At 70.5% G+C, this 13,815-nt stretch carries 4 protein-coding genes; 3 read left to right on the top strand and 1 reads right to left on the bottom strand.

From position 1 onward, the window contains the following. Positions 1-332: 332 nt before the first annotated feature. From BMZ38_RS01030 to BMZ38_RS01020, 3 genes are read left to right on the top strand one after another with little or no spacing between them, the layout of a single operon-like run. Entirely contained in the window at positions 333-2,030 is a 1,698-nt protein-coding gene (locus tag BMZ38_RS01030; protein WP_425431847.1) for a ShlB/FhaC/HecB family hemolysin secretion/activation protein, read from the top strand. Positions 2,031-2,042: 12 nt separating this feature from the next. Beyond that, the gene (locus tag BMZ38_RS01025; protein ID WP_091333084.1) at positions 2,043-11,282 is read left to right on the top strand and encodes a two-partner secretion domain-containing protein; all 9,240 of its coding nucleotides are present in this window, start codon (positions 2,043-2,045) and stop codon (positions 11,280-11,282) included. Continuing rightward, positions 11,275-12,393: a hypothetical protein gene (locus BMZ38_RS01020; protein WP_091333083.1), complete on the top strand. Its 1,119-nt coding sequence runs from the start codon at positions 11,275-11,277 to the stop codon at positions 12,391-12,393. The genes BMZ38_RS01025 and BMZ38_RS01020 overlap by 8 nt, the downstream gene beginning before the upstream one ends. Before the next feature lie 296 nt (positions 12,394-12,689). Here BMZ38_RS01020 and tssA read toward each other — a convergent pair whose 3' ends face one another. Next, the gene (tssA, locus tag BMZ38_RS01015; protein WP_091333082.1) at positions 12,690-13,724 is read right to left on the bottom strand and encodes a type VI secretion system protein TssA; all 1,035 of its coding nucleotides are present in this window, start codon (positions 13,722-13,724) and stop codon (positions 12,690-12,692) included. Positions 13,725-13,815: the final 91 nt, after the last annotated feature.

Genomic DNA, 13,815 nt, shown 5'->3' with positions numbered 1-13,815 from the left:
GCGCACGGAGCGAAGTCGATCAAGAGGGGAACGTCGTGCGGATTGCTTGCCTTGCAGCAGCGGTGGCCCTTGCCCTGGCGGGCGGGGATGCCTGGGCCCAGGCGTCGCCACCGGCTCCTGCCGCCGGCGTGCCGGCGCAGGACATCCTGGTCAGCGGCGTACCCACCGACGGGCCCCAGGCGGCCCAGGTACAGGCACTGATCCAGGACGAGTACCGGCAGGCGCTGGCCGCAGCCGGCGCCATCGCGTTGGATGCCGCCCAGCTGCAGGCGGCGGCGCGGCAGATCACCGCCAAACTGCATCAGGCAGGCTGGGCGGATGCGCACGCCTACCTGCCGGGACAGGTGCTCGCGGTCCATCTCGGCGCCGGTGCCACGCCAGCGGCCACGGTGGCGCAGGCACTGGCCACACCTGCCGCAGGCGCGACCGCCCCCAAGGTGCCGCCGTTGCGCGATCGTGAAGCCGCGGCCGCACAGGACCAGACCCTCTCGGTACGTGGCTTCCGCGTGCAGGGCGTGGGCGACCATCCGGGCGACGGTATCACCCCGGCCGCCGTGCAGGCGCTGGCCGACGAGCAGTTCGCCACGCTGTCCGGCGGCACCGGCAAGCCGGTGCAGGCCAATTTCAGCCAGCTGCAGCAGGTCGCCGACCGCATCACCGACCGCTACCGCAAGGCCGGCTTCATCGTGGCTACGGCTTACGTTCCGGCGCAGACCGTAGGTGCGGACGGCATCGTGCACGTGGACGTGCTGGAAGGCACGATCGGCAAGGTGGTGGTCAAGGGCACCTCGCGCTACCGGGCCGGCGCCATCGCCGCGCCGGCCGAGCGGCTCAGGGGCGAGCCGCTGCGCAAGCAGGACATCGACTCGGCCTTGCTCTACGCGCGCGACCTGCCCGGTGTGACCGTCTCCTCCACCTTCCAGCCCGGCGCCAAGACCGGCCAGACCGACCTGGTGATGGTGGCGCATGAGGCCAGGCGCCCGTTCGTGTTCACCCTGGGCGGCAACAACTACGGCACCGAGCTGACCGGCCGCTACCGCGCCCAGGCGGGTGCCGCCTGGACCAGCCCGCTGGGCATCGGCGACCAGCTGACCGCCAATGTCGATTACGCCTTCGACCCGCGCAGCAACGTCTACGGCGCGCTCGGCTACCGCATCCCCGCCGTGGTGGTGGCGGGACTGAGCGGCGTGATCGGCGCCACCCGCAGCGAACTGCAGATCAACAGCGGCGCGTTCGCCGACCTGCAGATCAAGGGCCCGACGTCCTCGACCTTCGCCGGCGCGGACTGGAAGTTCGTCAACACCGACGACCTGCAGGTGCAGTCCTCGCTGCGCTACATCCGCGAGAAGTCGCAACTGGGCGCACTGGGCGTGAAGCTTTCCGACGAGCGCTTCGACGTGGCCGAACTCGGCTTCGGCCTTCAGCGCACCGACCAGCGCCTGCGCGGCCTGGACGTGGTGCAGGGCAGCCTGCGCAAGTCGGTGCGCGACGACTCCACCAAGCCGGACCTGGTCAGTCCCGACCACGACAGCAACTTCTCGCTGCTGCGCCTTTCCTACACGCGCCTGCAGTTCCTGACCCGCTCGCAGCGGATGTACTTCAAAGTTGGCGGGCAGTACACCAAGTACGCGCTGCCGCCGCTGGAGCAGTTCGTGATCGGCGGCCCGGACAGCGTGCGCGCCTATCCGATCGCCGATGCGCTGACCGACCGCGGTTGGTACGGCTCGCTGGAATACCACGTCGACGCGCCGTTCCTGGGCGATCACGTCTCGCCCTTCTACGACCGGCCCTGGCGCGAGCTGCTGGAAGTGGAAGTGTTCTACGACTTCGGCCGCGGCTATGCCTCGCACCATCGCGACGGCAACAACCCGGTCGAGACCCTCGAGGGCGTCGGCGCCGGTCTGATCTTCCGCATTCCGCGCTTCCACCACTTCGAATTCCGCCTGGACGCCTCGGTGCCGACCGGCAGCCGCGACGCCTCGGACAAGGGCGGCTACCACATCTATTCGCGCTTCGGCTTCACCTTCTGACGGGCCACCACCATGCACACCACCCGCGCGACCTCCCGCAAGGAATCCCTCGCCAGCCTGCGTCGCAAGGCGTTGCCGCTGAGCCTGTCGCTGTTGCTGTGCGGCGCGCTGGCCAGCGCACCGGCGCAGGCCGGCAGCGTGGGACGCACCACCACGCCGACCGGCGGCAGCATCGTCGGCGGCAGCGGCAGCATCTCGCAGGATGGCGCCAGCGTGGTGATCAACCAGCTCAGCCAGAAACTCGCGCTGGACTGGCAGAGCTTCAACCTGGGCCAGGACGCCACGGTGCGCTTCAACCAGCCGGGCACCTCGGCGGTGGCGCTCAACCGCATCCTCGACCAGAACCCCAGCCAGATCTTCGGCCAGATCAGCTCCAACGGGCAGGTGTTCCTGATCAACACCCACGGCATCATTTTCGGCACGACCGCGCAGGTGAACGTGGGTGGCCTGGTAGCCAGCACGCTGGATCTGACGCCTGCCGATTTCCTCTCCAGCCACTTCAACCTCAACGCGGTCGGCGGCGGGGCCGGCATCGTCAACCACGGCACCATCGCCGCAGCCAGCGGTGGCTCGGTCAGCCTGATCGGCGGCAGCGTACAGAACGATGGCGTGATCCTGGCCAACTACGGCCGGATCAACCTCGATGGCGCCGACCATGCGGTGCTCGACTTCGACGGAGATGGACTGATAAACGTCCAGATCACCGGCGAGCTCAAGCATCGCCTGGACGCCAAGGCGGCGTTGAACAATACGGGTACGCTGCAGGCCGACGGCGGTACTGTGGTACTTGAGGCCGCTGCAGCGCGCGATCTGTTCACCAACCTGGTCAACAACTCGGGCGTGATCGACGCCGGCGCGATCAGCCACGACGGTGGCGTCGTGCGGCTGGTCGCCCGCGGCGGCGACACGACGGACAGCGGCAGCATCGACGCGACCGGCGTGCACGGCGGCAGCGTGCAGCTGTTGTCCGACCGCAACGTGGCGGTGAGCGGCAGCGTCGATGCCTCCGGCGCGCAGGGTGGCGGCCGCATCCGCGTCGGCGGCGGCGCGCAAGGCGGGGAAGGCCTGCTGCGCTCCTCCACCAGCACCATCGACGCCGGGGCCAGGCTGAGCGCCGATGCCACGCAGTCGGGGAAGGGCGGTTCGATCGTGGTGTGGAGCGACCACGACACGCGTGTCGCCGGTCAGTTCAGCGCCCGCGGCGGCGCCCAGGGCGGCGACGGCGGCTTCGTGGAGACCTCGGCCGGGCACGTGCAGATCGCCGACACCACCCGCGTAGATACGCATGCGGCCCTTGGCCGCAGCGGCATGTGGCTGATCGACCCGGTCGACTTCACCATCAGCAGCAGCGGCGGCGACATGACCGCGGCCACGTTGCAGGGCAACCTCTCGTCCAGCGATGTCACCATCACGTCGTCGATGGGTGCCTCGGGCACAGCCGGCAACATCAACGTGGAACAGACGCTCAGCTGGGCGGCCCACACGCTCACGCTCAGCGCGGTCAACGACGTCAACATCGACGCGGCAGTGACCACCAGCGGCACCGCTGGCCTGGTGCTCACCCCCGGTGCGGGCGGTCGCGTCAACCTCACCGATGCGCTGACGGTCGGCGGCAGCGGCGGTCTTTCCGTGGCCGGCATGGTGCACAGCGTGAGCGGCACGCTCGACATCTCCGGCCTGGGCAGCGGCGCCAGCATCGGTGGCCTGGACGGCAACGGCCTGGCCAACCTGGGCGGGAACGCGCTGACCTTGAGCAACGCCAACGGCGGCGTGTTCAGCGGCGTCATCAAAGGTTCCGGCGGCAGCCTGGTGCTGGCCGGCGGGACGCAGACGCTCAGCGGCACCAACACCTACAGCGGCGGCACCACGCTCAGCGGCGGCGTGCTGACGGTGTCGGGCGACGGCAGCCTCGGCAAGTCCACCGGCGGCTTGACCTTCAATGGCGGCACGCTCGCGACCAGCGCCGCCTTCAGCAGTGCCCGCGACATCGCTTTGCTGGGCAACGGCACCGTGCAGGCGGGCGCCGCCCTCACCCTGTCCGGCACCATCAGCGGAAGCGGGCGGCTGACCAAGTCCGGCGCCGGCACGCTCACGCTCAGCGGCACCAATACCTACGGCGGCGGCACCACCATCAACGCCGGCACCCTCAAGGTCGCCGCCGACGCCAACCTGGGCGCGGGCACCGGCGACCTGACGTTCAATGGCGGCACGCTCAACAACACGGGCGCTTTCAGCAGCGCGCGCGCGATCGTGCTGCAGGGCAGCGGCACGCTGCAGACCGGGGCCGACCTCACGCTTTCGGGTCTGATCAGCGGCGCCGGCAACCTCACCAAGACCGGCACCGGCAAGCTGACGCTCTCGGGCATCGAGACCTACACCGGCGCGACCGACGTCGCCGCGGGCACGCTGGCGCTGTCGGGCGCGGGCAGCGTGGCCGCCTCCAGCGGCGTCACTGCCGACGGCACGCTCGACATCTCCGGCACCACGTCGGGCGCGTCGATCACCAGCCTGGACGGTAGCGGCACGGTGGCGCTGGGCGGCCAGACGCTCACGCTGAGCAACGCCACCGGCAGCTTCGCTGGCGTGATCGGAGGGACCGGCGGGCTCAGCGTCGCCGGCGGCAGCGAAACACTCGCCGGCGTCAACACCTACGGCGGCGCCACCACCATCAGCGCCGGCACGCTGAAGCTCAGCGGCACCGGCAGCGTCGCGGCATCCAGCGGCGTCGTGGCGAACGGCACCTTCGATGTCTCGGGCACGACCTCGGGCGCGACCATCGCCAGTCTCGATGGCAGCGGCGTGGTGCTTCTGGGCGGGAAGACACTGACGCTGAGCAACGCCTCCGGCAGCTTCGGCGGCGCGATCGGCGGCAGCGGCGGTCTCGTGCTGGCCAACGGCAACCAGACGCTCGGCGGCAGCAACCTCTATACCGGCGGCACCACGCTCGACGGCGGCGTGCTGACGATCTCCAGCGACGCCAACCTCGGCGCGGCGTCGGGCAATCTCGTCTTCAACGGCGGCACGCTCGCCACCTCCGGCGCGTTCACCAGCGCGCGCAGCGTGACCCTGCTCGGCAACGGCACGCTGCAGACCGGCGCCGACCTCGGCCTGTCCGGCGTGATCAGCGGCAGCGGCGACCTCGCGAAGACGGGCAGCGGCAAGCTCACTCTTTCCGGCATCAACACCTACACCGGCGCCACCGACATTGCCGCCGGCACGCTGGCGCTGGCCGGTGCAGGCAGCGTGGCCGGCTCCCATGGCGTGACCGCCGACGGCACGCTCGACATCTCCGGCAGCAGCACCGGCGCAACCATTGCCAGCCTGGGCGGCGCCGGCACGGTGGCCCTGGGCGGCAACACGCTGACGCTGGCCAATGCGTCGGGCAGCTTCAGCGGCATCATCGGCGGCAGCGGCGGGCTCGCCCTGGCCGGCGGCAGCGAAACGCTGAGCGGCGCCAACACCTACGGCGGCGGCACGACGCTGAGCGGGGGCACGCTCTCGGTCTCCAGCAATGCCAACCTGGGCGCGACCACCGGCACGCTGACCCTCGATGGCGGCACGCTGGAGAACACCGCATCGCTGGTGCTGGATCGCACGCTGGCGCTGGGCGCCGGCGGCGGCACCCTGCAGACCGATGCCGGCACCAACCTCACGCTGGCCGGCACGGTCAGCGGCACGGGCGGCCTGACGCAGACCGGCACCGGCACGCTGACCCTGGACGGCGACGTCAGCACCGGTGGCAGCCAGAGTTACGGCACCGTGTTGCTGGGCGCCGATGTCACGCTTGCCAGCAGCAGTGGCTCGGCGGGCTTTGCCGGTACCGTCGACAACGCCGACGCGACGGCCCGCGCGCTGACCATCGACGCCGGCAACGGCGGCGTCAGCTTCGGTGGTGCGGTAGGCGGCGGCGCGAACGGCCGCCTGGCCAGCCTGAGCACCAGCAGCCAGAGCTTCGGCGCCGGCGCGCTCGCGGTGAACGGCGATCTGTCGGTGACCACCACCGGCGGTGACATCACCCAGGGCAACGCATTCCTGGTCGGCGGCAACGCGGACTTCCATGCCGGCAGCAACGCCATCACCCTGACCAACGCGGGCAACGACTTCGCCGGCACCGTCGGCCTTGCCGGCGGCACCACCGCGGTAACCGACGGCAACGGCCTGACCCTGGGCACGCTCGCCACGGGCGGCCTCACCGTGGTCAGCCATGGCGCGCTCGACCTGGGCAGCGGCAGCGTAGGGGGCGATCTGGCCGCCACGAGCAACGATGGCGCGATCACCCAGGGCGGCGGACTCGCGGTCACCGGCACCAGCACCATCGACGCCGGCGCCAACGCCATCACCCTGAACGCGGCGGGGAACGATTTCCACGGCGCGGTGAGCCTGCTCAACAGCGGCGCCTTCGACGTGGCGCTGGACAACGGCAGCAACGCGCTGCTGCTGGGCGCGTCAACGCTGGGCACAGGCACCTTGTCGCTCGCCGGTACCGGGATCACGCAATCGGGCAGCATCGTCCAGGCGGCGGGCGCGGGGGCGGTGACCCTGCAGGCGGGGAGCGGCGCGCTGCTGCTGGACGACAGTGGCAATGCCTTCACCGGACTGGTCAGCGCGCAGGGCGCCGGGGTCTCGGTGCAGACCATGGGCGATCTGCACATGGCCGCGCTGGACGCCGGCACCGACGGCTCGGTGAGCCTGATCGCGGGCGGCGCGCTGGACCTGGTCGCGCTGGGTGCGATCGACACCGGCAACGGCGACCTGACGCTGGGCGCGGGGGGCAGCTTCAGCACCAGCGCCGACCTGGGCGGCAAGAACGTCTCGCTGCGCGGCGACGGCGGCCTGATCCTCAACGACAACATCGTTGCCAGGAACAAGCTGACCCTGGCCAGCACCAACGCAGCCATCAGCCAGGTTGGCGGCACGCTCGACGTCGCCGGTACCACCACGGTCGGCGCCGGCACAGGCAGCGTTTCGCTGGCCGCGGCCGGCAACGATTTCCAGGGCGACGTCGCGCTGACCGGCGGCGACACCACCATCGCCGACGCCAACCTGCTGACCCTGGCCACGCAGAACACCGGCTACCTCACCGTTACCAGCCACGGCAACCTGGTACTCGGGCAGGGCACGGTCAACGGCGTGCTGACCGCCTCCAGCAACGGCGGCACCATCAGCCAGGCCAGCGGCGGGCTGACCGTCACCGGCACCAGTTCGATCGACGCCGGCACTGGTGCGATCACGCTGACCGACGGCAACAACGACTTCACGGATACCGTCGCCCTGACCGGCGGCACCGTCGGCATCGCCGACAAGAACGCCCTGAGCCTGGGGACGCTCACCACCGGCGCGCTGTCGGTCACCAGCCATGGCAACCTGGCACTGGGCGCGAGCACTATCATCGGCACGCTCGACCTCGACAGCAGCGGCGGCGATATCACCCAGACCGGCGCGCTCACCGTCACCGGCACCGCCACGATCAACGCGGGCACCGGCCTGATCACGCTGGGCGCGCTCAACGATTTCCAGGGCAGCGTGAACCTGGCCGGTGGCGACATCCTCGTCACCGACGCCAACGCGTTGGTGCTGGGCACGCTCAACACCGGTGCCCTGACTGCGACCAGCACCGGCAACCTGGGCCTGGGCAGCGGCACCATCGGCGGCGACCTCTCCGCCACCAGCCACGGCGGCGCCATCACCCAGTCCGGGGCGCTGGACGTCCAGGGCCTGGGCGTCCTCGATGCCGGCACAGGGGCGATCACGCTTTCCAACACCGGCAACCACTTCGCTGGCGCCGTCAGCCTCACCGGCGCGGGCATCGCCGTGCACGATGCCGGCGACCTGACGGTCGCGCTGCTCGCCAATGCGCCCGACACCGGCGTCAGCCTGATCGCCGACGGCGTGCTGACGCTCCCTGTCGGTGCCATCGACACCGGCACCGCCGACCTGGTGCTCGCCTCCAACGGGGGCGTGCTCGGTACCGGCGGCGCGCTCAGCGGCGCCAACGTCTCGTTGAGCGGGCGCGATGGCCTGACCCTGGGCGACGCCGTGACCGCGGCGAACACCCTGACGCTCTCCAGCACCGCGGGCGACATCACGCAGACCGCCGGCACGCTTACCGCCGCCCACCTGACCGGTAGCGCCGGCGGCACCGTCCTCCTGGGACAGAGCAACGCGATCGGCCAGCTCGACAGCTTCAGCGCCGACGGCTTCACCTTGCTCAACAGTGGCAGCCTGGCCATCGCCGGACCGGTCGACGGCGGCAGCACCGGCGTCGCCATCACCAGCAGCGGCGGCCTGCTGACGATCACCGGCGACATCAGCGGTGGGGCCATCGACCTGCAAGGCATGGGCATCAGCCAGTCCGGCGGCAGCATCGACGCCGGCAGCGGCCAGGTCAGCCTGCAGTCCGGCGCGGGGATCGCGCAGAGCGGCGGCTCGATCACGGCGGGCACGCTCACTGGCAGCGCCGTTGGTGACGTCAGCCTGGCCGGGGCCAACCAACTGGGCAACCTGGCCAGTTTCAGTGCGGCCAACCTGGCACTCACCAACACCCGCGGACTGACCCTCGCCGGGCCGGTCACGGTGGCCGGCACGGCGGCGCTGACCGTCGCCGGCAACCTGGCCATCGACGACACGCTCAGTGCCGCCGCCACCACGCTCGACGTGGGTGGCGCGATCACCGAGGGCGCCAGCGGCAACCTCGCCACCGGCACGTTGAGCGGCCAGGCGAGCGGCGGTGTCACCCTGACGCGCTCCAACCACGTCGGCACGCTAGGCAATTTCAACGCGGCCAACTTCGCGTTGACCAACGGCCAGGCACTTGTCTTGAACGGCAGCCTGGGTGTCGATACGGGCAACATCGCGCTCACCACCACCGTTGGCGCGCTGGCCGTGAACTCGGCGCTAAGCGGTGGCACCGTCGCTCTGGATTCGGCCGCCAACCTGGTGCTTGGCAAAACGATCCAGGGCAATACCGTCAGCCTCAAGTCGAGCGGCTCGATCAGCCAGACCGCCACGGGCCTGATCACCGCCGGCACGCTGAGCGGCCAGTCCGGCGGCAGCACCGTGCTCGATCAGGCCAACGCCATCTCGGCGCTCGGCAACTTCACCGCCAACGGTTTCAGCCTCACTAGCGACCGGGCGCTGACGGTCACTGGTACGGTCGCCGGCGGCGCCAGCACGGCCATCAACACGGGCGGCGACCTGCGCATCAACGGCACGGTGCAGGGCGATGCCACTTCGCTTTCGGCCAACGGCACGATCAGCGAGGGCGCCAGCGGCAAGATCGTCGCCGACACCCTTGCCGGACAGGCCAGCGGCGCGGCCACCCTCAACGGTGCCAACCTGATCGGCACGCTGGGCAACTTCCAGGCGGCGGGCCTGAGCCTGCACGACGCACAGAACCTGCGCGTGGCGGGCACGGTCGACGGCGGCGCCAGCACCTCGCTGGATGCCGCCGGCAACCTGGCGGTAAGCGGCACGGTCAAGGGCGCCGGCACGCGGCTCAGCGCGACCGGCACGCTGAGCGAGACCGGCGGCGGGCGCGTCATTGCCGATACGCTCGAAGGGCATGCCGGTGGCAGCGCGAGCCTCACCGGCAACAATTCGGTCAGCAACCTGGGCAATCTCGATGCGGCCGGGTTGAACTTCACCAATGGCAAGGCACTCACCGTCAGCGGCGCGGTCGACGGCGGCGCCAGCACCACGCTCACCACCACTGCGGGCGGCCTGACCGTCAATGGCTCGCTGGCCGGCACCGCGGCGACGCTGAACATTGCGGGCGCCATCGACCAGGGCAGCCACGGGCGCATCACCGCAGGCACGCTGTCCGGCCAGGCCGGCGGTGACGTTGCGCTGGAGGGCGACAACCGGATCGACACGTTGGGCACTTTCAGCGCCCGCGACTTCGCCCTGCGCAACGGCAAGGCGCTGGCGGTGAACGGACCGCTGACCGCCAGCGGCGGCAATCTCTCCCTGGCCACCACGGCCGGCACGCTGTCGGTCAATACCGCGCTCGCCGGCAACACCATCGCGCTGGAATCCGCCGGCGACCTGGCGCTCAGCCGGACGGTCCACGGCGGCGCCGTGACCCTGCAGTCGGGTGGGCGGATCAGCCAGACCGCCGGCGGCCTGATCAGCGCCGACAGCCTGAGCGGCCATTCGTCCGGCAGCACCACGCTGGACCAGGCCAACGCCATCGGCGCGCTGGGCAACTTCAGCGCGAACGGCCTGGCGCTCACCAGCACCCGCGCGCTGACCGTGAACGGCACCGTCGACGGCGGTGGCAGCACCACGCTGACCACCGGCGGCAACCTCACCATCGCCGGCTCGCTCACCGGCGACACCACGACGCTGGCGGTGAACGGCGCGATCAGCGAGAGCGGCGCCGGCAGCCTCAACGCGCACATCCTGACCGGCCACGCCTCCGGCGCGGCTTCGCTCGCGGGCGCCAACCGCGTCGACACGCTGGGTGCGTTCACGGCGGCTGGCTTCACCTTGAGCAACGGCCCATCGCTGACCGTGACCGGCCCGCTCGACGGCGGCAGCAGCGTCAGCCTCACGACCACCCGGGGCGACCTGCTGGTCAACGGCAAGATCAGCGGCAAGGCCACCACGCTCACCTCCTCTGGCGCGATCACCGAAGGGCAGGGCGGCAGCATCGTCGCCAACACGCTCTCCGGCCATGCCGGTGGCGTGACCAGCCTCGGCACCGCGATCAGCCCGCTGGCCAACTACATCGGCACCCTTGGCGACTTCTCTTCGCGCGCTGGCTTCAGCCTGACCAACGCACAGACGCTCACGCTCGCTTCGGTGGGTGGCAGCAGCTTCACCGTCGACGCCGGTACCTCCCGGCTCTACCTCGGTGTGACCGGCGGCGACCTGCTGCAGGTCGGCAACACCTGGCTGTACGACGGCGAAGGGAGCTTCTCTTCCACCGGTCGCATCGGCAGTTCGGACGCACCGATCTACGTCACCGGCACCGGACCGCAGGCGGTCGACCTGGTCGGCATGCCGCCGGCGTACTTCTATGCGGTCAACGGCAGCGGCGGCGTGCTGCCGCTGACCGGCGGCTCCAGCGTCAACGTGCCGACCTCGCTGTTCACCAGCCGCGCGCAGAACGCCAACAACCACACGGACGTCTATATCGATCCCAGCGTGATCTCGGCCAACTATCGCTCGTTCGGCATCGTGCCGTCCGGCATCCTGCTGCCGCCGGACCAGCAGGCTTGCGATCCGGAGATGGAGGAATGCGATGAATGAGGCCCTGCCGCGCCGACGCGCGGCCTGCCGTTCGTTGCGGGTGTTGGCTGCAATCGGGCTGCTGCTGGCGGCGGCCACGCCCGCCGGCGCGCAGCTGTCACCGCGGTTGACGCCGGGCAGCGTGGCCGGCCAGCTCGATGCCGCGCGGCAGCGGCTGGCCGGGCGCGCCGACACCGCGGCCGTCGCACGGCAGTTGCAGGCGTTGGCGCAGGACCTGCGCGCGACGCTCGCCGACCGCAGCACCCAGCCGCTGACGGCATTGGACGACCGCGATCGAGGCCGCGTCCTGCGCGCCCATGCGGCCGCCGGGCTGGCCAGCGACTTCGCGGACGCCGCCGAGGCCTGCCGCGCGGGCGAGTCGGCGGCCATGGCCCAGGCGCTGGCGCTGTCGGTACGCCAGCTGGCGCAGGCGCCGGCCGAAGGCAAGCCGATGCAGGCGACGATCGATCGCGTGGAAACCTCCGACCACGCGCCGCTGTTCGCGTTGCGCGGCACGGGCAAGCCGATGGCGCTGGCGCTGCTGGGCAGCGAGCTGGCCGACCCGCAGTGTCCGGACCCGCAGGTAACCGCCACCGACGCCAGCGGTGCGCCGCTGCCCTCGCAGCCGCGCCTCACCAACGTGCTGCCGACGCGCATCGAGTTCGAGTGGCCGGACACCGCGGCGCTCAAGCCGGGCAGCTACGTATTCCACGTGCGGCCCCAGCACAAGGCTTTCCTGGTCGGCTGCGGCGCGCAACCGGAAGCGGCCGTTGCCGTGCAGGTGGTGCCTGCGCCGAAATTCACCGTGGGCTACTCGCTCGACGCAGTGTGCGGCCACAGCGATCCGCGCACCGTAGCGTTGGGCAAGGGCACACTGCCGCCGCTGGAGGGCTACGGCGCCACCGTCGCGCAAGCGATCGACACGTCGGCCTGCATCGACCCGGTCGCTTACCGCATCTCCGCGACCGTTGGCTATGCCGACGGCGCCAGCGCCTCGGCCGGTCCGTTCGAGCAGAGTGCGGACGCCAACGCCACCGTAGGCCTCCCGGGCGGCCTGTCGCTGAGCTGGGATCCGGCCGTGCGCCAGCTGTTCGTGCGCTCCGGCGCACCCATGTGCAAGGGCGTGCGCTGACGCGCTCTGCTTCCTCTCTCCTGCGGGGAGGGGGATGGGGTGAGGGGCCGGGCCTCGCGGGGAGGCCCGTTGGGGGGGCTTTTTTATCGTTCTTGCGGGGCGCTTCCGCGACTGGGCTCGCCTGCGGCGGGCTTCCGATCGAGCGCCGAAGGTGATCGGAAGCTCTTCGCTCCCGGTCAAGCCACGGGAAAATCCCGCAAGAGCGACAAACAAGTCCCGCAAACCAACGAGCTGTCCCGCGAGCCCCGGCCCCTCACCCCAAACCCTCTCCCCGAAGGGAAGAGGAGCAGAGCGCGTTACTCCTCGCTGGGACCCGAGATCACTTCCATCTCGCTGACACCGCCGGGCGCGAGGTCCTTGAGGAGGTCGAGGAAGTTCTTGCCGACCAGACGTTGCGCGCGGCGCAGCAGCAGCGGCACCGGGCTGGAGGGTTCGCTGCGGGCGTAGTAATCGCAGATCTCGTCGATGCGGCGCATGACGTCCTGCGGCGTCTCGATGCGGCCGGGCACACTCGCTCGAGCCCCCGGTGCGACGGACCCTTCGGCGCCTTCGGCATCGCCCGCGTCGCCATCGGCCGCGGCCGGGTTGCGCCGCTGTACCTGCGACTCGATGAATTTCTTCAGCTCATAACTATCGCTGAGCAGCGGCTTCAGGTCCGGGCCGGCGGTGCCGACGTGTTCGTTGAACACCTGGTCGATGGCCTTGGCGTCGTCGAGGATGCGGGTGACCGCCTCCAGCGTCTCGGTGAGCTGCTCTTGCGGACAGTCCAGGCAACAGGCCTCGATTTCCGCCATGCTCGGCAAAGCCTCGTCGCCACCGTCGGTTTTCGTCGTGCCGTTGGCGATGCGCAGGTCGCGCAGCGAAAACCGCCCTAGCCGCGGCGACTGCACGAATGGCGTATTGCGGAAATAACCGAGCAATCCCAGCGGATTGGCGATCGCCGCGACCGCGTTTACGCGCGCGGTGGGATCGTTGTCGTCTTCCGCGTCCAGTTGCGGATGCACGCCGTCCCAATGGTTTTCCAGCAACCCGCGGATCAGGCCCAGGCCGGACGCCCAGCCGGACATCCCGCCCGTGCGCATCCAGGCGGTGGCCAGGTGCGTGGCCACGCGCAGGTCGCGGGAACGCTCGAGCAGGCCGGTGGCGAGCGAGCGGACCTCGTCCCAGTCCGGCTCCTCGGCCGCCTTGACGGCATCGCCGATGGCCCGTTCCGCGCGCGGCGCCGCCGCGCGTTCCAGGGCGAGAAAATCGGGGTCGTATTCCAGGTCACTGCCGGTGGGCGAATCGCCCTCCAGCGGTTCGAGAAAAGCTGCCGGATCGAAGCGGGTCATGAGTCCGAAATCCCCCTGTGGAACTGCCCGCGATAATACAACAGGGTTTGCGCGAATCAGGCTTGATCGCGGGCCAAAAACAACGTGGATA

The organism is Frateuria terrea (genome assembly GCF_900115705.1).
GTDB lineage: Bacteria > Pseudomonadota > Gammaproteobacteria > Xanthomonadales > Rhodanobacteraceae > Frateuria_A > Frateuria_A terrea.
The sequence above is the reverse complement of the archived record's forward strand: the minus strand, read 5'-3'. Positions and strand labels throughout refer to the sequence as shown.

Bases quoted from the DNA above. Each gene is read 5' to 3' on its own strand.
- BMZ38_RS01025 (WP_091333084.1), top strand. From the start codon at position 2,043: ATGCACACCACCCGCGCGACCTCCCGCAAGGAATCCCTCGCCAGCCTG.
- BMZ38_RS01020 (WP_091333083.1), top strand. From the start codon at position 11,275: ATGAATGAGGCCCTGCCGCGCCGACGCGCGGCCTGCCGTTCGTTGCGG.
- tssA (WP_091333082.1), bottom strand. From the start codon at position 13,724: ATGACCCGCTTCGATCCGGCAGCTTTTCTCGAACCGCTGGAGGGCGAT.